Source organism: Streptomyces sp. NPDC005722 (assembly GCF_040630935.1).
Taxonomy (GTDB): Bacteria; Actinomycetota; Actinomycetes; order Streptomycetales; family Streptomycetaceae; genus Actinacidiphila.
Map to the genome: position 1 here is coordinate 123,427 of NZ_JBEXYN010000012.1, position 23,976 is coordinate 147,402.

Annotated in this window: 17 protein-coding genes; 6 read left to right on the top strand and 11 right to left on the bottom strand. The window is 74.2% G+C overall.

The features are described from left to right. Nucleotides 1-424: 424 nt before the first annotated feature. The 3 genes from ABZ479_RS16590 to ABZ479_RS16600 all read right to left on the bottom strand — a co-directional run bounded on the left by ABZ479_RS16590 (nt 425) and on the right by ABZ479_RS16600 (nt 3,898). On the bottom strand, nt 425-784 hold the full coding sequence (locus ABZ479_RS16590; protein WP_500462273.1) for a hypothetical protein: 360 nt from the start codon (nt 782-784) through the stop codon (nt 425-427). 46 nt (nt 785-830) lie between these two features. Then, a complete protein-coding gene (sigJ, locus tag ABZ479_RS16595; RefSeq protein WP_500462274.1) occupies nt 831-1,718 on the bottom strand; it encodes an RNA polymerase sigma factor SigJ in 888 nt (295 codons plus the stop codon). Between the two features lie 293 nt (nt 1,719-2,011). Next, a complete protein-coding gene (locus tag ABZ479_RS16600; protein ID WP_500462275.1) occupies nt 2,012-3,898 on the bottom strand; it encodes an ABC transporter ATP-binding protein in 1,887 nt (628 codons plus the stop codon). Nucleotides 3,899-4,223: 325 nt separating this feature from the next. Between ABZ479_RS16600 and ABZ479_RS16605 the strand changes: the two genes are divergently transcribed. Beyond that, entirely contained in the window at nt 4,224-5,117 is an 894-nt protein-coding gene (locus ABZ479_RS16605; protein ID WP_500462276.1) for a class I SAM-dependent methyltransferase, read from the top strand. Here the strand turns inward: ABZ479_RS16605 and ABZ479_RS16610 are convergent. The 7 genes from ABZ479_RS16610 to ABZ479_RS16640 all read right to left on the bottom strand — a co-directional run bounded on the left by ABZ479_RS16610 (nt 5,112) and on the right by ABZ479_RS16640 (nt 12,628). Beyond that, nucleotides 5,112-5,972: an alpha/beta fold hydrolase gene (locus ABZ479_RS16610; protein ID WP_500462277.1), complete on the bottom strand. Its 861-nt coding sequence runs from the start codon at nt 5,970-5,972 to the stop codon at nt 5,112-5,114. The genes ABZ479_RS16605 and ABZ479_RS16610 overlap by 6 nt on opposite strands. A gap of 52 nt (nt 5,973-6,024) precedes the next feature. Continuing rightward, the gene (locus ABZ479_RS16615) at nt 6,025-6,519 is read right to left on the bottom strand and encodes a hypothetical protein (protein ID WP_500462278.1); all 495 of its coding nucleotides are present in this window, start codon (nt 6,517-6,519) and stop codon (nt 6,025-6,027) included. 242 nt (nt 6,520-6,761) lie between these two features. Further along, the gene (locus ABZ479_RS16620) at nt 6,762-8,729 is read right to left on the bottom strand and encodes an alkaline phosphatase family protein (protein ID WP_500462279.1); all 1,968 of its coding nucleotides are present in this window, start codon (nt 8,727-8,729) and stop codon (nt 6,762-6,764) included. A 332-nt stretch (nt 8,730-9,061) separates the two neighbouring features. Further along, nucleotides 9,062-10,039, bottom strand: coding sequence for an ABC transporter permease (locus ABZ479_RS16625; RefSeq protein WP_500462280.1), 978 nt, complete (start codon nt 10,037-10,039; stop codon nt 9,062-9,064). A gap of 3 nt (nt 10,040-10,042) precedes the next feature. Beyond that, on the bottom strand, nt 10,043-10,900 hold the full coding sequence (locus tag ABZ479_RS16630; RefSeq protein WP_500462281.1) for an ABC transporter ATP-binding protein: 858 nt from the start codon (nt 10,898-10,900) through the stop codon (nt 10,043-10,045). Next, on the bottom strand, nt 10,897-11,289 hold the full coding sequence (locus ABZ479_RS16635; protein ID WP_500462282.1) for a GntR family transcriptional regulator: 393 nt from the start codon (nt 11,287-11,289) through the stop codon (nt 10,897-10,899). The genes ABZ479_RS16630 and ABZ479_RS16635 overlap by 4 nt, the downstream gene beginning before the upstream one ends. Before the next feature lie 436 nt (nt 11,290-11,725). Next, on the bottom strand, nt 11,726-12,628 hold the full coding sequence (locus tag ABZ479_RS16640) for a metallophosphoesterase family protein (RefSeq protein ID WP_500462283.1): 903 nt from the start codon (nt 12,626-12,628) through the stop codon (nt 11,726-11,728). 150 nt (nt 12,629-12,778) lie between these two features. On the opposite strand from ABZ479_RS16640, the gene ABZ479_RS16645 reads away from it, so the two are divergent. Then, nucleotides 12,779-14,056 (top strand): nucleotidyl transferase AbiEii/AbiGii toxin family protein, encoded by a 1,278-nt coding sequence (locus ABZ479_RS16645; RefSeq protein ID WP_500462284.1) that lies wholly within the window; start codon nt 12,779-12,781, stop codon nt 14,054-14,056. A gap of 442 nt (nt 14,057-14,498) precedes the next feature. On the opposite strand, the gene ABZ479_RS16650 is transcribed toward ABZ479_RS16645, so the two are convergent. Then, the gene (locus ABZ479_RS16650) at nt 14,499-15,947 is read right to left on the bottom strand and encodes an MFS transporter (RefSeq protein WP_500462285.1); all 1,449 of its coding nucleotides are present in this window, start codon (nt 15,945-15,947) and stop codon (nt 14,499-14,501) included. A gap of 300 nt (nt 15,948-16,247) precedes the next feature. On the opposite strand from ABZ479_RS16650, the gene ABZ479_RS16655 reads away from it, so the two are divergent. The 4 genes from ABZ479_RS16655 to ABZ479_RS16670 all read left to right on the top strand — a co-directional run bounded on the left by ABZ479_RS16655 (nt 16,248) and on the right by ABZ479_RS16670 (nt 23,544). Then, nucleotides 16,248-16,826: a TetR/AcrR family transcriptional regulator gene (locus tag ABZ479_RS16655; protein WP_500462286.1), complete on the top strand. Its 579-nt coding sequence runs from the start codon at nt 16,248-16,250 to the stop codon at nt 16,824-16,826. A gap of 526 nt (nt 16,827-17,352) precedes the next feature. Continuing rightward, nucleotides 17,353-17,889, top strand: a complete 537-nt coding sequence (locus ABZ479_RS16660) for a hypothetical protein (RefSeq protein ID WP_500462287.1) — start codon at nt 17,353-17,355, stop codon at nt 17,887-17,889. 145 nt (nt 17,890-18,034) lie between these two features. Then, complete coding sequence (locus ABZ479_RS16665; RefSeq protein ID WP_500462288.1) at nt 18,035-19,546, top strand: NlpC/P60 family protein; 1,512 nt, start codon at nt 18,035-18,037, stop codon at nt 19,544-19,546. Nucleotides 19,547-19,761: 215 nt separating this feature from the next. Beyond that, nucleotides 19,762-23,544, top strand: coding sequence for an nSTAND1 domain-containing NTPase (locus ABZ479_RS16670; protein WP_500462289.1), 3,783 nt, complete (start codon nt 19,762-19,764; stop codon nt 23,542-23,544). Nucleotides 23,545-23,976: the final 432 nt, after the last annotated feature.

Genomic DNA, 23,976 nt, shown 5'->3' on the forward strand with positions numbered 1-23,976 from the left:
CTCACACGGTGATGCGGCGAGTCCAGGGAAGTGCGGAGTCCGGGCTGCACCGGCAGGCCGACCCACCGGCACGCGTCCGGACGGTGGGCGCCTGCCGCGCATGCGCATGCAGGGCCACGTCAGGGGTCCGTTCGCGGGCCCGCCGGCGGGAGGTGACTCCTGCCAGGTGGACGAGGCAGCCCACCCAGGTGTGACTGCGCGGTGCGGATCCGCGGGGCGTGCCGGAGCGGCGGCCCCCTTGGTTTCGAGGGGGCCGCCCCTCGATCAGGCGACGGCTCCCGGCCCGAGGTCCGCGGTGGGCCGTACGCGGAACACGTGCCGTCCTGTCGTGGAGGCGGCGTCTCCGCACGGGTGTGACGGCCCGCCATGCGGGTGCGACGGCGTCACCCGAAGAACTTCTCCAGCTCGGCGACGAGCGCGCCGGCTAGTGGCCGCTGTCGGCGATGCCGGCGTAACGGATGGCGGTGGCTTTGCCCTCCATCATGGCCTGCACCACGGCGACGTACTGCCCGCCGAGGCCCAGGACGGGCATGGTCAGCGGCGGATGGGCGTTGTTGTCGGCCAGGTCCTGGTGGAAGGTCCGGTACACGCCGAAGGCCGCGGCGACCGCTTCGGGTGTGTCGTAGGCCGCGGCGTAGCGGGCCCGGCTCTCCTCGCTGATCCGCTCCGGGTGGAGCGCCAGGTGCTCGGCCGACCAGTCGACGATGTGCCGGAACCGTCCGGCCAGGAGCTTGACGGGCAGGTCGTCGACCTGGCTCAGGGGGTACCACCCGGCGGGCGCCACGGTACGTCCACCGGCCGGCCCCGCCCGGCGTCAGGCCTTCGGGCGTTCAGGTGTTCAGGTGCGCGAGCTTGTCCGGGTTGAGGACCCTGCGGTAGGCGGTGATCAGGCCGTCCTCGACGTCCACGGTGTCCACGCAGAACGCCTGCCCTTCCTGGCGGAGCAGCAGCGCCGGTTCGCCCCCCACCTCGACGACCTCGATGCTGTGCGTACGCCACCGCCGTCGTACCCGCCCCATCACCATGGCGATGCGCGCTCCGCCCCGGATGAGCTTGCGCGCCGCGGTGACCTTGCCGCCCCCGTCGGTGACGTAGACGGCGTCGGGGTGCAGGAGGCGCACCAGGCCGGCCATGTCCCCCGCTTCGTAGGCGTTGCGGAAGGTGGTGAGCAGACGCTCGCGCTCGGCCCGGGAGGCGTCGGGCGTGGACCGTCGGGCCGCTCTCACCTTCCGCCGTGCTCGTGAGGCGAGCTGGCGGGCGGCCGCCACGGAGGTGCCGAGCACGTCGGCGACGTGGCTGAACTCGAGGGCGAACACGTCGTGGAGGATGAACGCCACACGTTCGGGAGGCTTCAGTTCCTCCATCACCAGGAGCATCGCGGAACCGACGACCTCGTCCACCAGCACCGCCTCGGAGGCGTCCGGCCCGGTCATCAGGGGCGCCGGCAGCCACGGTCCGACATAGGTCTCCCTGCGCACGCGGGCGGACTTGAGGATGTCGTACGAGCGTCGCGCCGCCACCGTGAGCAGCCAGGACCGGAGGTCGCGGACGTCGCTCAGGTCGGTTGTGGCCGCCCGCAGCCACACGTCCTGGGCCACGTCCTCGGCGTCGGCCACGCTGCCGAGCAAGCGGTACGCCGCTCCGAAGACGGCGGGCCGGAGGGTCTCCCATTCGTCCTCGAGCGCCCCGGGTGGCCTCGTCGTACGCGTCACGTCCAATGGCCGTAGCCTCCTTCGTTCCACCCGAGCTCACGTCGGCAGCCGTCGCCGTGACCGTGGGTCGAGCACGGCGCGGGCCTGCGTTTCAGCTTCCGACTGAACGCCGAGCGGGATGTGACCAGCCGGTTTGCCGGGCCACAGAAATGGGAGCATATACTCTTTGTTGGTGGGCCACGGGCGAGGCCGCCACTCGTAGGGCAGGTGAAAGGACGTCCGCGTGGCCGCGGCCGCGGCCACGCGGGAGCGAGGCGAGGAGGGCCGGTGCGTTTCCCGCCAGGCCGCGCTGCCGCGGGTCAGACCACGGTGCCCGGCAGGAGGCCCTCCTCGCGGAACTGCGTCCGGTACAGCTCGGCGTAGCGGCCGTCGGCGGTGAGGAGTTCGGTGTGGGTGCCGCGCTCGACGATGCGGCCGTCCTCGACGACGAGGATGAGGTCGGCGGCGCGCACCGTCGAGAGGCGGTGGGCGATGACGACGGCGGTGCGGTCGGTGAGGGCCTCGGCGAGGGCTTCCTGGACGGCGGCCTCGGAGGTGCTGTCGAGGTGGGCCGTGGCCTCGTCGAGGATGACGACCCGCTGGCCGGCCAGGAGCAGCCGGGCGATGGTCATGCGCTGGCGCTCACCGCCGGAGAGGCGGTAGCCGCGTTCGCCGACGACGGTGTCGAGGCCGTCGGGGAGGTCGGCCACCAGACGCTCGAGACGGGCTCGGCGCAGGACCTTGCGCAGTTCGTCCTCGGTGGCGTCGGGCCTGGCCAGCAGCAGGTTGGCGCGGATGGTGTCGTGGAAGAGATGGCCGTCCTGGGTGACCATGCCGACCGTGGCCCGCAGTGACGCGGCCGTCAGCTCGCGGACGTCGGCGCCGCCGACCCGGACGGCGCCCGTATCGGCGTCGTACAGGCGCGGCAGCAGCTGCGCGATGGTCGACTTCCCGGCGCCGGAGGAGCCCACGAGCGCGACGGTGTGGCCGGGTTCGGCGCGGAAGGAGATCCCGTGGAGGACCTCGCCGCCGGCGCGGGTGTCCAGGGTGGCGACCTCCTCCAGCGAGGCCAGCGACACCTTGTCGGCGGACGGGTAGCCGAAGCGCACGTCCTCGAACTCGACGGCCACGGGACCGTCCGGCACCGGGCGGGCGTCGGGCCGGTCCGTGATGAGGGGCCGCAGGTCGAGGACCTCGAAGACGCGCTCGAAGCTGACCAGGGCGCTCATGATGTCGACGCGGGCACCCGCGAGGGAGGTCAGCGGCGCGTAGAGGCGGGTGAGCAGGAGGGCGAGGGTCACGACGGAGCCTGCGTCGAGGGCGCCGGTGAGCGCGAAGTGGCCGCCCAGGCCGTAGACGAGCGCCAGCGCGAGCGCGGAGACGAGGGTGAGGGCCGTGATGAAGGCCGACTGCGACATCGCGGTCCGCACGCCGATGTCCCGGACCCGGCGGGCGCGTTCGGCGAAGTGGGCCGACTCGTCCGAGGGGCGGCCGAAGAGCTTCACCAGGGTGGCGCCCGGCGCCGAGAAGCGCTCGGTCATCTGGGTGCTCATGGCGGCGTTGTGCGCCGCGGCCTCCCGCTGGAGGCGGGCCATGCGGGTGCCCATGCGGCGCGCCGGGACGACGAAGACCGGGAGGAGCACGAGGGCGAGCAGGGTGATCTGCCAGGACAGGGTGAGCATGACGGCGAGGGTCAGCAGGAGGGTGACGAGGTTGCCGACGACCCCGGAGAGCGTGTTGCTGAACGCGCGCTGGGCGCCGATCACGTCGTTGTTGAGCCGGCTGACGAGGGCGCCGGTGCGGGTCCGGGTGAAGAAGGCGACCGGCATGCGCTGGACGTGGTCGAACACCGCGGTGCGCAGGTCGAGGATGAGGCCCTCGCCGAGGTTCGCCGACAGCCAGCGGCCCAGCAGCCCGAGCCCCGCCTCGGCCAGGGCGATCACGGCGATGAGCACCGCGAGCGTCGTGACCCGCCCGGGGTCGCCGCCGGAGACGATGGCGTCGACGACCCATCCGGCGAGGACCGGGGTCGCCACGGCGAGCAGCGCGGTCACGGTGCTCAGCAGGACGAACTGGATGATGCGCCGCCGGTGCGGCCGGGCGAAGGCGCCGACGCGGCGCAGGGTGTCGCGGGCCAGGGGGCGGCGGTCCTGCGTGGCGTACATGACGCTGTGCAGCTGGGTCCAGGCCGTGGTCTCCATGCTCATGCACCGACCGTAGGACCTCGACCGTCCTTGAGGTCAAGCAACCCCCGACACGCGCGCCCGGTCCGGCTGCCGAAGGGGTACGAGGAAGTGCTGCCCGAGGCGATTCCGGTCCCGGCGTCCGGCTCCGCGACCGGTGCGGCGTACGTGACCGGTGCGGCGCTGCGCGGTCGGCACGTACCCGCGCGGGCCGCCCCGGTGCACCGGGACGCCTGGACCCGGTACGCCCGCCCTCGTGACACCTGCCGGGCGGCGTCCCCGGAATTCCGGCCGGGGATCGATATCCTCGCCTCCAGTCCGGCGGACCACCTTCCCCAGGGAGCCGTTCATGCCGCATTCGGGAGAAACCGCGGACGGATTTCCCCGGCCGCAGCGGTTCGCCGACGTCGAGGGGTGGTTCTGGCCGGTCGACCAGTTGCTCTTCGACTGGTTCCTGCGACGGCAGCACGACCGGGAACACCGGGGTGACCTGCTGGAACTCGGCGCCTACATGGGAAAGAGCGCCATCTTCATGGGGAACTACCTCCGCCAGGGGGAACGGTTCACGGTGTGCGACCTGTGGGATTCCCCGGCGGCGGACGACCCCAACAGCGCCGAGACGAACAAGGCGTACGCGACGCTCACCCGGCGTGCCTTCGAGGCCAATTACCTCTCCTTCCACGACCGGCTCCCCACCATGGTGCAGGGCCCGACCTCGGTCATCACCTCGCACGTCGGCGCCGGCAGTTGCCGCTTCGTGCACGTCGACGCCTCGCACCTGTACGAGCACGTCTCCGGGGACATCGCGGCGGCGCGCGCCCTGCTGGTCCCGGACGGCATCGCGGCCTTCGACGACTTCCGCAGCGAGCACTGCCCGGGCGTCGCCGCCGCCGTGTGGGCGGCGGTGGCGACGGTCGGCCTCAAACCCATCGCGGTCACCGGCACCAAGCTCTACGGCACCTGGGGCGACCCCGCGCCCGCGGGCGAGGAGTTGCGGCGGTGGCTCACGGCCCGCCCGGACCTGTGGCACGCCGTCGACCAGGTGGCGGGTGTGCCCCTGATCCGCATCAGGGGCACGAAAGCGGCGTCACCCGTCCCGCCGGTATCCCGCCACGCGTCGCTCCCCGGCCGCACGTCCCCGGCCGGGGTACGGGCCGCCGCCCTCCGGTGCCTGGCCAGGGACCTCGTCCCGCCGATCCTGGTCCGTGCGGTGCGGGCGGCCCGCCACCGCCGTACGTCATGAGGTCCTGACGGCGGCCCCACCCGTGAGGAATCCCGCGACGGCCGACACGAAGCGGCCGGCGTCGTCGAGCCAGGGGAAGTGTCCCGCCCCGGGCTGGACGACGAGCTCGGCGTCCGGGAACAGCCCGGCGAACTCGGCGACCGTGGCCGGCGGCGCCCCCACGTCGACCCGGCCGGCCAGCAGCAGGACCGGCGCGGCCAGCCGGGCGAGCGCGGCCCGGGTGCCGTCCGGGTCGAACGCGCCCTCGGCCCCGAAGGCGGCGACCACCTCGTCCCTCATCTGCTCCCGCTCGGCCGCCTGGTGGGCCCGTGCCGTGTCGTCCCAGCGGCCGTACGAGAACGGCGCCAGGGCCTCCCAGTGTCCGGCCCCGGCCTCGCCCGCGGCGATCGCCTCCAGGGCCGCGAACGCCTCCGGGAACCAGGGCTCGTCCCGGCGCAGGAGGGCCGTCTCGCGCCGCAGGCCGGCGGTGATGGCGAGACCGACGGCGCGGACGCTCGGTGTGACCAGGACGAGCCTGCCGACCCGCTCCGGACGCCGGCTCGCCCACTGCACGGCGATGTTCGCTCCCGCGCTGTGCGCGAGCACGTCCACCCGGTCGAGGCCGAGGTGCTCGCACAGGGCCTCCACGTCGTCGGCGAGCCGGTCGCAGCGGCACGAGGCGAGGTCGGCCGGCAGCCCCGACAGGCCGGTGCCGCGGAGGTCCGGTCTGATCAGCCGCCGGTGCGCGGACAGGCCGCCGAGGTCGCCGAGGTACACGGAATCCTGCGGCCCACCGGGCAGGCAGAGCAGCGGGCGGCCGGAGCCGAGGTCGTGGTAGGCGAGCTCGGTGCCGTCGTACGAGGGGAAGAAGGGCATGGCGGAGGTCCTTTCGGCGGTGGCGGTGGAAGCGCGGTGACCGGGCGCGGGGTCAGAGGTGTGCCGGCCGCGCACCGGACGCCCGGGCGAGACGGCCGGCGAAGAAGCGGTGTTCGCTCTCCACCTCGGAGGCGGGCAGTTCCAGGTGCCGGCCCGGGTTGGCGTGGAGCGTCTCGTCACGGGAGGCGAAGGCGTCGAAGAGGGCGGCCGGCGCCGCGTTGTGGGCCGCGACGAGCGGGGCGGCGGGCCCGCCCGAGGCCACCGCCTCCCTGACACGGACCGGGGCGGCCTCGTCGGCGGCGGTCCGCGGGCGGTCGCCGTGCCCGGGCGCGCCGATGGCGGCGACCGCGAAGCCTCCGGTCGTCACATCGTGGTGGGCGTGCGCCAGGATGCTCGGGGCCTTCTCGTGCCGTCCTCCGCGGCGGGCCGGCGGGATCAGCGGGCGGTCGCCGCCCGCGCCGGCGGAGGATTGGAGCACGCCGGTGACGTCGCCGAGGGCGAACCGGTGTTCCGAGACGCCGGTGGTCGTCTCCGAGAGGAAGCGCATGGTTCGGTGCCTTTCGGGATGCCTTCGGGCACTCCCGGGGACACCTGCGTCAGAGGGTCCGCGCAGCCGTGCGAGAGGGGAGCACCCGTCCTGATACAGCGTTGATGGGTCTCACCTCCTCGGTCGTCACTGCGCGGCGAGGCTACCACGCCGCTGATCACGGAGCTTCGGGATTCGTGCACACCGCTTGTTGCCGCCCCGGCGCCCCCCGTGGCGGACCACGGGGGGCGCCGCGAACCGCCCTACGGCCGCGGGGAGGAGAACGCGCTCAGGAAGCGGTCGCGGAACGCGTCCATCCGCCAGACCGGCGCGTCGTGCTCCGGCTGCAGCCCGTCGCTCCAGCCCCAGTCGGAGACCCGGTCCAGCACCTTGGGATCGTGCGCGACGATCGCGACGGGGACGTCCCGGCTGGCGTTGACGCCGACGACCGTCGACACCGGCTGGTGATCGCCGAGGAAGACCAGCACCGTGTTCTCGTTGCCGTACTTCGTCACGAAGTCGGTGAGGCTCTTCAGCGAGTACTGGATGGCGCTGCCGTACTCCTGGCGCACCTGCCGGGGGTCCTTCCAGACCTCCTTGCGGTCCTTGCCCTCCTTCTTGATCGCGTCGTAGACCGAGCCGTCGCCGACCTGGCCCCAGTCGATCATGCGAGGGATCGGCGCCCAGGGGTTGTGGCTGGAGGTCAGGACGATCTCCGACATCATCGGCTGGTTCGAAGCCTTCCCGTGCTCCAAGCGCTCGAACGCCGACAGCGTGTACTGGTCCGGCACCGGGGACCAGCTGAACTTGGGGCCCTGGTAGCCCATGGTGCGCGAGTCGTGGACATGGTCCAGGCCGAAGAACTTGCCCTCCGGCCAGGCCCGAGTGACGCCGGGCATCATGCCGACCGTGCGGAAGTCGCCGGTGCGCTTGAAGGCGCTGGTCAGGGTCATCCGGTCGCTTGAGCTGACGTAGCGGTAGCGCTGCTGGTCCTGGACCCACAGCCCGGACAGGAAGGTGGTGTGGGCGAGCCAGCTGCCCCCTCCGGTGACGGGGGAGGTCAGCCAGCCGCTGCGGGCGGAGAAGCCCGCCTCGGCGAGCTGCCGGGTGCTGTCGCGGAGGACGGCGTCGACCCCCGGCGCCATCGCGGGGTCCTCGACCGCGCCGCGGCCGTAGCTCTCGATGAACGTGAAGATGACGTCCTTGCCGCGCAGGCCGGACAGCAACCGGTCGGCCGGCATCTTCGCGAAGCGGTCGTCGGCGACCTGCTTCGCGAACACCTTCTCGTCCGCCAGGCCCTGTTGCACCATCTCGACCCGGCCTCTGACCCGCAGGCTGGTGTCATTGGCGGCGAGGCTCAGTCCGGCGACCTGGACGCCGAGCGTCGCGCACGTCATCCAGACCACCCCGGCCACCAGCGTGCCGCGCCGCGAGACCGAGGCGTGCCGCGCCATCACCTTGGTGAGCCGCACGACCGCCAGCGGCATCAGCACGAGCACGGCGAGGACGGCGAACAGTGCCCCGGCCAGGGTGCCGTAGGCCGTCGTCGTTCCGGCTGAGTCCTTCAGGAACGACAGTCCGTCGGAGAACAGGGGCCAGTCGAAGAGCAGGTGGAAGGGGCGCTCCAGCGACTGGTAGAAGCCCATGTCCACACAGTTGAGGACGACCAGCAGGCCGAGGACGACCCCGCTGAGCACCGCCACAACGCGTCGGGGCCGGGGCGGCAGTACGAGCAGCACGGCGGCCAGCAGGATGGGCTCCGCCGGGACGCGGGCGAAGCGGGACGCGGTCAGCTGGGTGAGCCGGTCGGGCATCAGGAAGGCGAAGAGCACCAGGACGGCGGCGAGGACGGTGAGGCTCCACGACAGGGCGCGGGTGACGTCGGGGTGTCGCTCCCGCCATCGGGCGAGGGCGTTCTTCGCGGCGGGGGCGGGTTCCGCGGGGCCGGGTTCGGGCTCGGGTTCGGCGGGTTCGGGTTCGGGGTCCGGGTCGGTGGGGAGCGGTGCGGCGGGGGTCGGTTCCGCCGAGTTTTTCTGGGCCTTCTCCGTGTCCGGCCCGTCGTCGGAGGTGGCTGCCGCCTCGGGCGCGGCGGCCTCCGTGCCGTCCTCCGGGGCCGGTTCCTCCGGGGCCGACTCCGCGACCGGCTTCTCCGGGGCGTCACCTGGGGGCGTCTGCTCCGTCGAGTCCGCCTGGTCCTTTGCCGACCGCTTATGAGCGCTGGAGAGCGACACCCCGAAGTTCCTTCCACACGAGCCACAGTGACGGATGATGACCCCGGCCGAAGACGCTTGGGTCACCGACAAGCCTGTACGGCTCGCCGGCCGCCTCGGTTCACCCTCCTCCCGTTCGTCGGGAAAAGCCGACCATCGCATGGGCATGTCTTTACGGAACAGGGAGGGTTTCACCCGGCTGTGCCCACGGCGTCACCCTGCTGCCGGTGGGCGGGCCGGCCGGCAGCTCCGAGGAGTTGCTCACCGGCGCGCCCGTGCCCTGCGCCGCGGCGCAGGGCACGGAAGGACGATCGAGCGGAAGGCGTCCGGCGGGGGCACCGCCAGGCCGGCTGTCAGGACGTACGGCGCCGCACCAGATAGGCGGCAGCGGCGAAGAGGGCCATGGCCAGGCCGAGGTAGAGGGCGATCTCGATGACCAGCATCGTCGGGTAACGGTTCGCGGGGTGGTACTCGGTGTAGTGCCGCAGGCCGTGGTCGGCCAGGTAGCGCTCGAGGGCGGCGCCGCCCTGGCGGACCGTGTCGCCGTCGTAGACCTGCTTGATGATGTCCCTCTTCTCCCCGTCGGAGAGTCTGTGTCCCGCGCTGCTGACCAGCCCTTCGTCCACGATCCAGTCCCCCGGGGGACGCGAGCCGGCCGTCTGCCGCACGTCCGGCGCGTCCGTGCGGACCAGGGGACTCAGATAATGCGGCCGCGCCGTCTCCTCCAGTGTGATGCGCACCGTGAGGTAGGTGGCGAAGGTGAGGCCCATGGCCGTCACGGTCCGTCGGAGGAGGACCCCGGCGAAGATGCCGAGGGCCAGGCCGAAGAGCGTCAGCGCCACCAGGCCCGGTGACACCGTGAACGCCGCGGTGCGCATCCGGCCGTTCATCGCGTCCAAGGGCCCACGCCACCAGGTGAAGAGGAGGGAGCAGGCCAGCGCCAGGACGGCTGCCCCGGTGCCGACCAGGGTCAGCTGGGTGACGAGCCACCGGGTGCGGGACACGCCCTGGGTGAAGGCGAACCGCCACGTCCCGTTCTCGAACTCCCGGGCCAGGAGCGGTGCGCCGACGAAGGCACCGGTCAGTGCGGGAAGGAAGGACACCCAGACCATCCTGTTGCCCCATTCGCCGTACCGGTCGGCGAACTGCTCGGCCAACTGCGCGCAGCCCGCGCGGGCGCCGGGATCGGTGACACAGGCGGCGATGCCGTCGGCGCGGTACTCCTCGTGCATGGCGAAGCCGCTGACGAGGGTGGGAACGGCGACGACGGCCAGCAGGAGGGCGCCTGTCAGCAGCGCGGCACGGTGTTGGCGCCAGGTTACCCAGATCACGGGTCAGTCCTGCCCTTCGAGGTAGGCGAGGACGAGGTCTTCCAGGTTCACGGGGTGGGCTTCCCATCGGGGGTGAGTGGGCGCGGTGGCCGGCCGGCGGACCAGGAGGTGGCTGTTGCGGTCGCCGTGTGTGGCGGCGACCAGTCCCTGGAGGGCGGTGTCGCTGACCCGGGGACCGGTCAGGACGCGGTGCCCGGCGAGCAGGTCGTCGATGTCGCCGGCCAGGCGCACCTGCCCGCCGCGCAGCAGGACCAGGTGGTCGCAGACCCGTTCGAGTTCGGTGACCACGTGGGAGGAGAGCAGAACGGTCACGTCCGTCTCGGCCACCGCTGCGATGAGGGTCCTCATGAACTCACGCCGGGCCAGCGGGTCCAGGCTGGCGACGGGCTCGTCCAGCACCAGCAGGCGGGGCTGCTTGGCGAGGGCGAGGGTGAGGGCGACCTGGGCCTGCTGGCCGCCGGAGAGGCGGCCGGTCCTGCGATCGAGTGGAATGCCGAGGTCGCGCAGTCGGAGTTCGGCGCCCGCCTGGTCGAAGCGGGTGTTCGTCATGCGTCCGTAGCGCAGCATCTCGGCGACCGTGAACCCCCGGTAGAGGGGGTGGTCCTGGGCGACGAAACCGACGTGGGAAAGGCTCTGCGGGCGGCCCGGTCGCAGGGGTGTGCCCAGCAGGGAGACGGTGCCCTCGGTGGGCGCCATGAGACCTATGGCCAGGTGCAACAGGGTCGTCTTCCCGGCGCCGTTGGCGCCGACGAGCGCGATGATACGGCCCGCGGGCAGCGACAGCGTGCAGTCACGCAGGGCCCAGTGCCGGCCGTAGCGCTTGCCCACCTGATCGATCTGCACGGCGACATCGGAGCTCATGCCGTCTCCCGCTGCTGATCGTCGTTCATGATCGCGTCGACCATCGCGCGCACCTGTTCGGGAGCAAGACCCGCCTCCCGTGCGTCGGCGAGCCACTGCTTCAGCCTGCCCGACAGCCGGGCGTAGGTCGCGGCGGGCACCTGTTCGACGTGGCCGGTGACGAACGTGCCCTGCCCGGCACGTGCCGTGGCCAGTCCGGCGTGCTCCAGCTCGCGGTATGCCTTGGCCACGGTGTTCGGGTTGATCGTCAGCGCGGACGCCACGGCGCGCACCGTGGGCAGCTGGTCATCTTCCTGGAGGTGGCCCAGCAGGAGACCACGCCGCACCTGATCGACCAGTTGCAGGTAGGCCGGCACTCCTGACCGGTCGAGCACTCGGAACGCGAACACGCACAACCTCCACGACGTGGTGTCTCAATGTACTAGTAGCGTAGTACACGTTCGCAGGGGGTCGCTCGGCCGGCCGTCCACGGCTGTGACGTGATCCTCCGGGAGGGGCGGGGCGGGCGCGGTGTCAGGGCGCGATGTCAGGGCGTGGCGGTGGCGAGGCGCGCGGTACGGGCGCCCGGGGTGTGGTCGGCGCGCCGCAAGGGGCTGCCGCCCTTGCGGCGGTGGGGTCCTGGCCGGACGGTGCCGGGTGGTGCAGGTCCGCGGGGGGTCGCCCCGCGAGGGGTTCGCGGGCCTCGCCGTAAGGGAGGCCGGCCGCCGGGGCGGGTGCGCCGAGGCCCTCGACCGGTGCCCGAGTCACACGGTGTCTTCTCTTCGTTCGCCGCGGCGGATCGTCAGGCGCGACGTGCGGTGAGGTCGAGCCGGTCTCCCCGGAGGCTCAACGGCCGGGTGCGGCCCAGGCGCGGGGGCCCAGGCGGTCGATGATCGTACGGAGCTGCTCACGGTCGAGCTCGTAGATCGTCTCGCCCGCCCGCGGGTCGCGCGCGTGCAGGGTGTGGAACAACGGCCCGCCATGGGCGCCGATCTGGACGAGGGTGGCCGCGGCCCCCCGCACGGCGCGCTCGGTGCCGGGCGCCGCGGTCAGGTCGACCCGGCCCACGACGCCCGGGGTCACCCACACCGGCACCGACTCCAGGTGCCCGGACAACTGGAGGTGGAAGTGGCCGCAGAGGATCAGCCGGACGTCCGTGCCGCGGATGGCGTCGGCCAGCTCGCCGGGGTTCCGCAGGCCCAGCGCCTGCTGCACCTCGACGTCGAGGGCGATCGGCGGATGGTGCAGCACCAGCACGGTGCCCATCGGTGCCGGGGTGGCCAGGACCTCCTGCAGCCAGGCGAGCTGGTCGCCGCCGAGCAGGCCGTACCCCATGCCGGGCACCAGCGAGTCGAGCGTGACGAAGCGGAAGCCGTCGACCAGGCTCACGGCCGCCCGCTCCCCGGCGGGCGAGGTGAGCATCGCCTGCGCATGGTTGCGGCCGTCCGGCCGCAGGTGCCCGCTGCCCAGCGCCCGTGCGAAGGCCCGCCGCTCGTCGTGGTTGCCGGTGCTGTAGAACACCGGCGCCTGCCGCCGCAGGGCGAAGTCCCGGACGATGTCGCGCACGGAGAGGTACGCGTCCAGCGAGCCGTCGTCGGCGATGTCGCCGCTGATGACGATGACGTCGATGTCCGCAACCGGCTCGAGGTCGTTGAGCAGCCCGCGCAGCGACTCCCTCGCGTTGACGCCACCCGCCTTCGGTGAGCCGAAGCGGTCGAGGTGGGTGTCGGAGAGATGCAGGATCCGCATTGCGCGTACGGTACTCGGCTCGCGCCGCGACGTCACCGGTCATTGGCCCGGGCAACGGACGGGCGGGTGCCGCGGAACGAGGTTGCGCGGCGGCGCGGCGGTCGTGAGGCTGGGCCCGGCAGGGAGATGCAGGGGAAGAGGGGGAGGACCGTGCGACGGTCGTGGAGGGACTTCGACTGGACGTCCACCGAGGTGCCGCAGGCGCCGCTGGACGACGCGCAGCGCCTGCGGCGGGGGCTGCCGCGGACGCTGCGGGCCGTACAGGACCGGCGGGCCGTGCAGCGGCCGGTGTTCGACCCGGCGCTGAGGCAGTACTCCAACGCGTACCGGGCGGCCGACCCGCGGTTCGCCGATCCCGGGGTGGAGGCGGCGTGGCTGGAGGCGCGTCGCCGGGCGACGGACCTCGTGCTCGCCGGCGTCGCGGACTCGCCGTGGGCGGAGCACCTGGTGCTGCGCGGCAGCAGGCTGCTGCGCGCGTGGTTCGGGGACGCCGCCCGGGAGCCCGGCGACCTGGACTTCGTCGTCGTGCCCAGGGAGTGGCGGATCGAGGAGCCGCGGACGGAGGCGATGTTCGACGGCATCGCCCGCGCGGCCGGGTACGGTTCCGCGTCCGGGCCGGTGCGGGTCCACGCGGAGGACGCGGTCGCCGAGGACATCTGGACGTACGAGCGGGTGCCCGGACGCCGCCTCGTCCTGCCGTGGACGGCGGACGGACTGCCCGGCGGGATCGTCCAGCTCGACGTCGTCTTCAACGAGCGGCTGCCCGCACCCCCGGAGGTCGTCCGGCTTCCCGCCCTGTCGGCGGGCGGCCCGGAGGCGGCGGTGCTCGGGGTCTCCCCGGAACTGTCGCTGGCGTGGAAGCTGATGTGGCTGATCAGCGACCGGCACCCGCAGGGCAAGGACCTCTACGACGCGGTGCTGCTCGCCGAGTCCTGCCGGCTGCGCTACGAGGTGCTGCGCGACGTCTTCCTCGACGCGGAGGACTCGTACGCGCTGCGCCCCGTCACCGTGGACGGGCTCGGCGAACTGGTACCCGCGGTCGAGTGGCGGCACTTCGTGGCCGAGTACCCCGGGTCGGGCGGCGACGCTGCCGCGTACGGCCGCCGCCTGACCGACGCACTGGCCCCGACCTTCGAGGGCGCCCCGCGGGGCGCCGCGCTCCGGGACTGGTGGATGGCGCCCTGGCTCGCGGAGTACCGCGAGGTGCACGAGCGCGAGGGCATGACGGGTCTGCAGAAGCGGCTGGCCGCCGAGGCGGGCCCCCCGGTCGCCGTCGTCATCACCCGGCAGGTCCTCGGGCCCGGCCGGTGCGGCCCCGAGGAGGCCCTGGAGATCATGCTGGCCGACCCGGCCTGGTCCCAGTGGGTGGGGATCTACGAGCGGCACCCGCAGTGGCGCCGGGAACTCGTGGAGGAGTCGGGGGAGTGAGGGCGGCCTCCGGCCGGGGCCGGCGCTGTGGCCGGAGGGCGGCTGGTGACCACGGCGGATGTCCGGCGTCGGGGCGGGGCACCTGCGGGGGCAGGAGCACCTTTCCCGGCCGGGGAATGACGGCGCCGTGCGGGCAGGTGCCGTGACCTTCGCAAGGTCGGCCGCGCCCGCACGGTGCGTCCAGGCGCCGTCAGGGTGTCCGTCGCGGTCGGCTCGACGCCGTCGGCAACCGAAAGCACCTGTGTGGCCGGAGGGTTGGGGGCGCCGTCCGCAGTGATGGCGGACGCGGCAACCTGCGCAGGGTGCGTCCCAGCGGGGGTCAGCCGCGTGCGCCCGACCTCACCGCTCCGGCCGCCATCGTGGCCGGCCGGCGGCCGGGGCAGCGTGGGAAATGCGGCGGGTGCGGCGGCCCTTGTGAGGGGCGCCGCACCCGCGCCGGAGGTCAGCCGCGTGCGCCCGATGCGACCGCTTCGGCCTCCGCCGGGGCCGGGGCGGGACCGCCCGCGGCCCGACGGGTCGTGGCGGCGCGGTGGACCGGGACGAGGAGCGCGGCCAGGGCGGCGGCGAGGCACAGCACGGCCAGGAGGCCGAAGGCGTGCGTGTAGCCCGAGGCGTAGGGGAGGCCGGAGGGCTGGAGCCGGCTGGTGACCAGGACGCTGGTGACCGCGGCGCCGATGGAACCGCCGATGGTGCGGATGTTGGCGTTCATGCCGCTCGCGGCGCCGGTCTGCTCGGCCGGGACGCTGCGCACGATGAGGTTGGCCATGGAGGCGAAGGCGAGCCCGATGCCGAGGCCGAAGATGCCGGCCGCGAAGGCCACCTGCCACTGCTGGTCGTGCCACGCCGCGAGGGTGCCGCAGGCCACGGCGCCCAGTGCGGCGCCGGCCGTGAGCAGGTGCTTCGCGCCCACCACGGGCTCCAGGCGGCCGCTGAGCACGCCGGAGAGGAACATCGCGATCAGCATGGGCAGCATCAGCAGGCCGGCCCCCGTCACGCTGGCGCCGAAGCCGTAGCCCGCGGCGCGCGGGGTCTGGGCGAAGCCGGGGAGGAAGGACCAGATCGCGTACATGCCCGCGCCGAAGAGCAGGCCGGCGGTGTTCGTGGTCCACACGGCGCGCAGCCGCATGATGCGCAGGTCGATCAGGGGGTGGCGGGAACGCGCCTCGGTGGTCAGCCACAGGGAGAAGAGCACGACCGCGGCGGCGAACAGGCCGAGGGCGCGGCCGGAGGTCCAGCCCCACTGGGTGGCCTGGCTGAGCGGCAGCAGCAGGGCCACGAGCCACCCCGACAGGAGTACGGCGCCGAGCCAGTTGACGCGTCCCTCGGCCCGGCTCGGGGACTCGGGCACGTAGCGGTAGGCGATCAGCGCGGTGACCGCGACGATGCCGACGGGCAGCCAGAACAGCCAGCGGTAGTCGAGCGCCGAGACGATCGGGCCGGCCGCCACGATGCCGACGCCGCCGCCCGCGGCGATCACGGCGGACAGGTTGCTGATGCTCGGGCCCACGCGGTCCGCGCCGAACTCGTCCCGGATGATGCCGAAGGACAGCGGGAAGAGCGCGCCGCCGATGCCCTGGACGACACGGGCGATGATCAGGACGCCGATGGAGGGCGCGAGCGCGGCGAGCAGACAGCCGAGCGTCAGGGTGACCAGGACGGCGACGAGCGTGCGCTTCTTGCCGATCAGGTCGCCGACCCGGCCGAGGATGGGGGTGAAGACCGAGGCGGACAGCAGGTAGGCCGTCATCACCCAGGTCGCGGTGGACTGCGAGGTGTGCATGGCGTGCTGGACCGTCGGCAGGGCCGGCGCGATCAGCGACTGCAGCATGGAGAACACGCCCGCACCGGTCGCGAGGACCGCGAAGGTGAGGCGGGTGGACTTCCGTGGCATGAAAAGGCCTCTCCGGTTCCGAACGGGGGGCGTGGCCGGGGCGTCCCGGCCGTGGTCGTACGGGCTGCGCGGGCAGCCCGGGGAACCGGTGGCCGCGCGCGGCGGCCGCCGGGGAAGGTGGGGGGCGGGCGATGCGTCGGCGCACGGCCCGGGGATGGGTCACACCGGGGTGCGTACGCCTCGCCGCCGCGTGCCCGGCACGCGGCGGTGGGAACCGCACCCCGACTGCTAAAGTGGAGGTATGCCTCCACTGTAGCGGAGGCTACCCTCCACTTCAAACGTTCGGGTCAGGAGGCAGCAGTGACGGCCGACACGTTCCCCGTCAGCGCGATCGTCGCGTCCCAGCGCCCGCACCGCAGGGACGCGGCGCGGAACTACGACGCCCTGCTGGCGGCCGCCCGCGAGGCCTTCACGGAGAACGGCTCGGAAGCCTCCCTGGAGGACATCGCCCGGCGCGCAGGCGTGGGCATCGCCACCCTCTACCGGAACTTCCCCACCCGCCGGCACCTCTTCGAGTCCGTCTACGCGGACGAGGTCAACGACCTGTGCCGGGTCGCCCAGGAGGTCGCCGACCGCGAGCCGTGGGAGGCCCTCACCTCCTGGCTGGGCCGCTTCGTCGACTACACCGTGACCAAGCGCGCCATCCGCGAGGCGCTCAGCAACGAGTCCGGCGTCTTCCTGGCCTGCCGCGACTCCATGTTCCAGGCCGGCGGCCCCCTCTTCGACCGCGCCCAGCAGGCCGGCGAGGCCCGCGGCGACATCTCCTTCGACGACCTGCTCCGCATGGTCTCGGGCATCTCCGCGACCCACTTCACGGACGACGCGCAGCGCGACCGCATCCTCGCCGTGGCCCTCGACGGGGTCCGCGCGGGCCGCTGACCCGCGCCGCGGGCCGGCGGCGCAGGTGCCGTGCGGCGTAGGCGCGGACGGCCACCACCCGGTCCGGGCCCACCGCAACCCGACGGTGGCTCGGCCGTGTCGCGGGGGTGCCCTCATCCGAGGGTGCTCCCCGAGCTTCGCTGCGTTGTGGCATCGTCCGGCGTAGCTGGGGGAGCTCATGTGACGGCACGGTCGACCGCTGGCGCGACGTCCGCCCGCGCCGCTCCGGGCGGCGAACGAGTCCACCGCGGCGGGTGCGGCGGCGAGTACCCGCACGCGGGACTCGACGTCGGCCTTCTCCCGCCGCCGGACACGGATCACCGCACCGACCCCACGTTGTCCATCCGGCGGGCGACGGGAAACCACCGGGAAACCCCTGGTCGGCACGGCCGCGCGGGCGCCGGCGTGGTGGCGGCAGGGCCGCCGGGAAGCGGCGCGCGCAACGGCGAGAACAAGACAAGTGCCCGCCGTGGCACGGGCGGAGGCTCCCCGGGTGCGGCCGTCCGCCCCACGCCAGGAGGACTTCGTGAACGCCATGGACAAGACCCGCATCCGTACCCGCACCCTGCTCGGCCTCGCGTCGGCCGCCGCGTGCCTCGTCGCCGTCGGCGGGCCCGCCCACGCCGCACCCGTCACCGACGGCACCACGGCCGCGACGGCGACGCACCGCGTCGTCGTCCTCGACGGGGTGGAGCCCGGCCGGACGGTGTCCCGGGTGGCCGCAGGCGACTGCTCCACCGGACCCGACGCGGCCGCGCGGGCCGAGGCGGCGGCGCCCCGCGCGGCCGCGGCCACCGAGCTGATGACCCGGGCCACCGACGCCGACTACGGCGGCGAGTACACCAAGATCTACGGCGACGCCGGGCCGTGCGACGCCGCGGGCTACAGCTTCAGCCCCAACAGCTGGTGGTCGAGCCGGCTGTCCTCGTACCTCGTCTCCGGCGGCTGCACCAAGTCGTTCGCCTCGGGCCCGAGGGGCAACGCCACCTTCACCGGGAGCGTGCCGTACGTCGGTTCGGCCCTCAACGACGCCGTCACCTACATCAAGGTCTGGCGCGGCTGACCGCGCCCACCAGGGGTTTTCCGGCCGCGAGGCGAAGAGGAAACGGGAAACCCCTGTTGCGGGCGGGCCGTTCGGGGCCACCGTGAGGGCCGACACGCGACCGAGGGCGGCGCCGGACGCCGCCCCGTCTTTGGGGGAAGACCGCATGAGAGCACGACGCTGGGGCGGTGGACTGGTCGCCGCCGTGGTGACCGCCCTGCTCCTCGCGCTCGTCCCGGCCGCCGCCGCCCACGCGGCCGGGACCGGCGAGCAGAACTGGTGCAGCCTGCAGGGCATCGCCTCCGACGAGGCGCACCGGGCCGCGGACGCGGCCTGCCAGGAGTGGCGCAACCGCACGCTGTACACGTGGGGCGGCGGGCACGGCCCCGCACCCGGCGCCAGTTACGGCACCATCGACATCCACGACCTGGAAGAGACCTGGAACGACCCGAACACCCGCGGCTTCGACTGCTCGGGGTTCGTCCGCTGGGCCTGGTACAAGGCCGTCGGGTGGGACATCCTCGGCGGCGGCACCGCCGAGTCGATGTACCGGAGCGCCGGGCGCACCTACCAGGCCGTCCACGGCAGCGGCGGCGGCAAGCCGGCCGTCTCCGACCTGCAGCCCGGGGACATCGTCTTCACGGGGATCGGCGGCACCGTCGACAGCATCAGCCACGTGATGCTCTACCTCGGCGGCGGTTACGTCGTGGAGGCGTACCAGTCGCAGCACCCCGTCCGGGTGATCGACATCAACGCGCGCATCGACAACAACCGCCTCGCCGGGGTGGCGCGCATGCCGCAGGGCGGGCCCTTCACGGAGCCGCCCGGTTACGACGGCAGCCTCCAGGTGACCTGGGGCACCGACGTCGCCGTACGGCAGCACCCCAACAAGACGGCGGCGCTGGTGACCCGGCTGTCCGGGCCGGACCTGGTGTACGCCACCTGCCAGCAGCACGGGGAGAGCGTCACCGCGGAGGGCTACACCAACGACGCCTGGACGTACCTGTCCAACCGCGGGGGCTGGATCAGCAACATCTACCTGAGGGGCCCGGCCTGGCTGCCCGAAGTGCCCGCCTGCACCGGCTCCGCCTACGACCCGCAGACCGGTACCGGGGGCGGCGGCGATGCCTCCCAGGGCGGCGCCTACAGCACCTGGGGCACCGGCGTGGCGATCCGTTCCGAGCCGTCCACGACCAGCGGGACCACGGTGGCCCGGCTGGCCGGCCCGACGAACGTCGCCGTCAGCTGCCAGACGCACGCGCAGACCGTGACGTCCGAGGGGTACACCAACGACGCCTGGTCCTACCTGCCGCAGTACGGCGGCTGGATCACCAACATCTACCTGCGCGGCGACGCCTGGCCGGCCGGGGTCCCCGCCTGCGACGGCAAGGGCACCTCGACGCCGGCCGGCGCGAGCCCGTACGGCACCTGGGGCACCGGCGTGGCCGTCCACGGCTACCCGTCCACCGGGTCCGCGGTGGTGGCCCGGCTGGCCGGTCCGACCGACGTGGCGGTGTCCTGCCAGAAGTACGCGGAGGAGGTCACGGCCGAGGGCTACACCAACAGCGCCTGGTCGTACCTCCCGCAGTACCAGGGCTGGATCAGCAACATCTACATGCGCGGCGACGCCTGGCTGTCCGGCGTGCCGACCTGCGGCGCCGGGGGCGGCGCCATCTGACCTTCCCGGTCCGCCACGGCCGGCGTGGTCCCACCGCTCACGGGGGCGGTGGGGCCCGCCGGCCCGTGGCCATTTCTCGACCGTGCGCACCCCGTCCCCGGCGACCCCGGGAACCACGCCCCGCCCGGCGCACTCCTCACCTTCCGACGGGTCCGCCGGCGAGGCGGCCGGGAACAGGGGTCGGCGCCCTCCGCGCCGTACGCGGCGGGGACGGGATGGACCGGACACCACACAGGCCGACCGGGCCCTTCGGCCGGGCACTGCGCGAACTGCGCCTGGAGCGCGGGGTGTCGCTGTCGGCGCTGGCCCGGCGCACCCACTACAGCAAGGGGTACCTCAGCAAGATCGAGACGGGCGGCAAACCGGCCAACGCCGACGTCGCCCGGCGCTGCGACGAGGCGCTGGACGCGGGCGGCGCGCTGCTCGCCCTGCTGCCCCCGGAACCCGGACCGCGAAGCACCCGCCCACCGGCCACGGACGACGGGGGAGCGCAGTGCCCCTACCCCGGTCTGTCCGCCTACGGCAGGCAGGACGCGGCCCGCTTCTTCGGCCGGGAGCGCGCAGTTGCGGAGCTGGTGGAACGGCTGGGGCGCCGGGCCGGCCGGGGACCGCTGGCCGTGGTCGCGCCCTCCGGGGCCGGGAAGTCCTCGCTGCTGCGGGCCGGCCTGCTGCCCGCCCTGGCCGGCGGCCCGTACGGCCACTGGCCGGTCGCCGTCTGCACCCCCACCGCGCGGCCCCTGGACGCCCTCGCGCGGGCGCTGGACCACGCCGTGCGCGGAGGGCCGGAGGGGGCGGGCGAACAGGCACCGCCCTCCGCCCGCGCCGCGACCCTCGTCGTCTCCCTCGGGGCGGGCGAAGGAGGGGCCGAGGACGGCACGCCGCGCACCGGACGCGTCCTCGTCGTCGACCAGTTCGAGGAGACGTTCACGCTCTGCGACGACGAGGCCGAGCGACGCTCCTTCATCGCCGCGCTCACCGGGCTCGCCGCCTCCGGTGACGCCGTCGTCGTCCTCGGGATCCGGGCCGACGTGACCGGACGCTGCCTGGAGTACCCGGCCCTCGTCCCCGTCATCAGCGACGGGCTGTTCGCCCTGGGCGCGATGAGCCCGGACGAACTGCGCGAGTGCATCGTGCGGCCCGCCCGGGAGGAGGGCACCGAGCTCGAACCGGGCCTGGTCGAGGTCCTGTTGCGGGACCTCGGCGCGACGGGGTCCCCGGACGGCCCGGCCGGCGCCGCCGGGCCCGGCGGCGACCCCGGGGCGCTGCCGCTGCTGGCGCACGCCCTGATGGCCACCTGGCGGCAGCGCACCGGCCGCACCATGACCGTGGCCGGCTACCTCGCGGCCGGCGGCATCCACGGCTCCGTCGCGACCGCCGCCGAGGCGCTGTACACCGCGCTGTCCCCGGCCGAGCAACTCGCCGCCCGCAGGCTGCTGCTGCGGCTGGTCCGGGTCGGCGAGGACAACGAGCAGTCGCGCCGCGCCCGCGGCACCGCCGACCTGCTGGACGGGCTGCCGGACACCGCCGCCGCCCGCACCGCGCTCGACGCCTTCGTGGCCGCGCGCCTGCTGACCGTCGGCACCGACCACGTGGAGATCGTCCACGAGGCGCTGCTTCGGGCCTGGCCGCGCCTGCGCACCTGGATCCACGCCGCCCGCGCCGACCTGCTGCTGCACCAGCAACTGGCCGCGTCCGCCCGCGACTGGGAACGCGAGGGCCGCGACCCCGCCCTGCTCCACCGCGGCACACGCCTGGCGGCCGCCCGCGAGTGGGCCGCCGGCCCCGGCCGCCGCGACGGTGAACTCGGCCCGGCGGAAGCGGACTTCCTGGCCGCCTCCGCCCACGAGGAGGACCTGCGGCGGATCCTCGTACGGCGCCGGGCCCGCCAGCAGCGGACCGGGCTGGTCGTCCTCGCCGTGCTGCTGGTGCTGGCGGTGCTGGCGGGCGGCGTCGCCGTCGAGCAGCGGCTCGGCGCCGACCGGCAGCGCGCCACGGCGCTCTCCCAGGCGATGGCCGCCCGATCCGCCCACCTCGCCTCCGGCCGCCCCGAGGCAGCCATGTTGCTGGCCGAGGCCGCCTACCGCACCGCCCCCACCACCGAGGCCCGCAGCGCCCTGCTCAGCACCCAGGCCGACGCCTTCGCGGGGCGGCTGACCGGCCACACCGGCGCCGTCAACGCGGTGGTGTTCTCGCCCGACGGCCGGCTGCTGGCCTCGGCGGGCTCCGACCGCACCGTACGGCTGTGGGACGTCGCCGGACGCACCGCAGCCGGCGTCCTCACCGGGCACCGCGGCCCCGTACGGTCGGTGGCCTTCTCCCCGGACGGACGGCTGCTGGCCTCGGCGAGCTCGGACGGCACCCTGCGGCTGTGGTCCGTGCCGGGCCGCCGCACGGTCACCGTGCTGACACACCATCAAGGCCCGGTACGAGCCGTGGCGTTCGCCCCGGACGGCCGCACGCTGGCCTCCGCGGGCGCCGACGGCACCGTACGCCTGTGGGACGTCGCGACCGGTCGCCAGGAGGCCGTCCTCACCGGGCACACCGACGAGGTCCTCGCCCTGGCCTACCGCCCCGGCGGCAGGCTGCTCGCCTCCGCGGGCGCCGACCGCACCGTACGTCTGTGGGACACCCGGACGCGGCGGAGCCGAGCCGTCGTGCGCGACCACAGCGGCGACGTGCTCGCCCTCGCCTTCAGCCCCGACGGCCGCACCCTCGCCAGCGGCGGCGCCGACCGCACCGTGCGCCTGAGGGACGTCGCCACGCTGCGCCGCACCGCCACCCTCTCCGGGCACGACGACGACGTCAACGGGCTCGCCTTCGGGCCCGGCGGCCACACGGTCGTCTCCGCGGGCGGCGACGGCACCGTCGTCCGCTGGGACGTCCACACCCACCTGCCCGTCGAGTCCCTCGCCGGCCACACCGACTACGTGCTCTCCGTCGCCGTGGCCGGCCACGGCGACCTCCTCGCCACCGCCGGCTTCGACCGCACCGTCGTCCTGTGGGACCTCAGCCGCAGCACCCTGGACACCGCGCCGGTCACGGAGGTCTGGAAGGCCGCCTACGACCCCGCGGGCCGGGCCCTCGCCTCGGCCGGCGGCGACGGCACCGTACGGGTCTGGGACATGGCGCGCCACGCCCCCGCGTACACCCTCACCGGGCACAGCGGTCCCGTCTACGACGTCGCCTTCAGCCCGGACGGCCGGTTGCTCGCCTCCGCGGGCGCGGACCGCACCGTACGCCTGTGGGACACCCGGACCCGGCGTGGCCGTGCCGTGCTGCGCGGTCACGACGGCGCCGTCTTCGCGCTCGCCTTCAGCCCCGACGGGCGCACCCTCGCGACCGGCGGCGCCGACCGCACGGTGCGCCTGTGGGACACCGCGAGCGGGCGGCACGAGACCACCCTCGCCGGCCACACCGACTTCGTGAACTGCCTGGCCTTCAGCCCCGACGGCCGCCTGCTGGCCAGCGGCAGCGACGACCTGACGCTCCGTCTGTGGCACCCGGCGACGGGGAGCCGCGAGGCCGTCCTGACGGGTCACACCGGCTCCGTCCGCGGCGTCGCCTTCGCACCGGACGGCCGCACCCTCGCCAGCAGCGGCAACGACGGCACCGTCCGCCTGTGGGACGTCCCCCGGGCGCACGCCGCCGGGGTCCTCACCAGCCACACCGGGTCGGTCCGCGGCGTGGCCTTCTCGCCCGACGGCCGCACCCTCGCCAGCAGCGGCAACGACCGCACGGTACGGCTGTGGGACCCGGCGGCGCGGAGCCTGACCGCCACCCTCACCGGCCACACCCGCGCGGCGTGGAGCGTCGCCTTCAGCCCGGACGGCGGCACCGTGGCCAGCGCGGGCAACGACGGCACGATCCGCCTCTGGGACCCGGACGTCCGTCACCGCACCGCCGTCCTCTGCCGCCTGGCCGGCCCCTCGGACGCCACCCGCTGGCGGCGCCTCCTCCCGGGCTACGACTGGCCGGGCCCCTGCGGCTCCGGCGGGTAGCCGGGGCTCCGGAACCGCCCGCGCCGAACGTTGGGGGGAACGAGCGCTCCCGTACCGGGTACCCAGCGTCCCGCAGGCGCGTTCCTTCCCTGGGACCGGGGAAAAACCCCGTGCCCCGGTCCCGGGCCGCTCACTACACTCGCGTCGATCGCGCGCCGCCGACATCGCGGCGCGGTCCGTGACGAACGAGGGGAGCCCGGCCGTGCGTTGGCGTACCGCTGCCGTCGTGCCCCCGTCACGGCATGAGGTGATCCTGGTGTCCTCGCCGGCCCGGTGCCGGCTGCGCGGCCTGCACCGGACGTCCGCGACGACCTCCTGACCCCTCCCGCACCAGCGGAGCCGCACCCGCGGAGCCGGGGCCGTCGGCCGGGTACGCCCTGCCGCCGCGTCCCCGGCCGCCCGCCGTGCACGGGGCCGGGCCGGGGCCGGAAC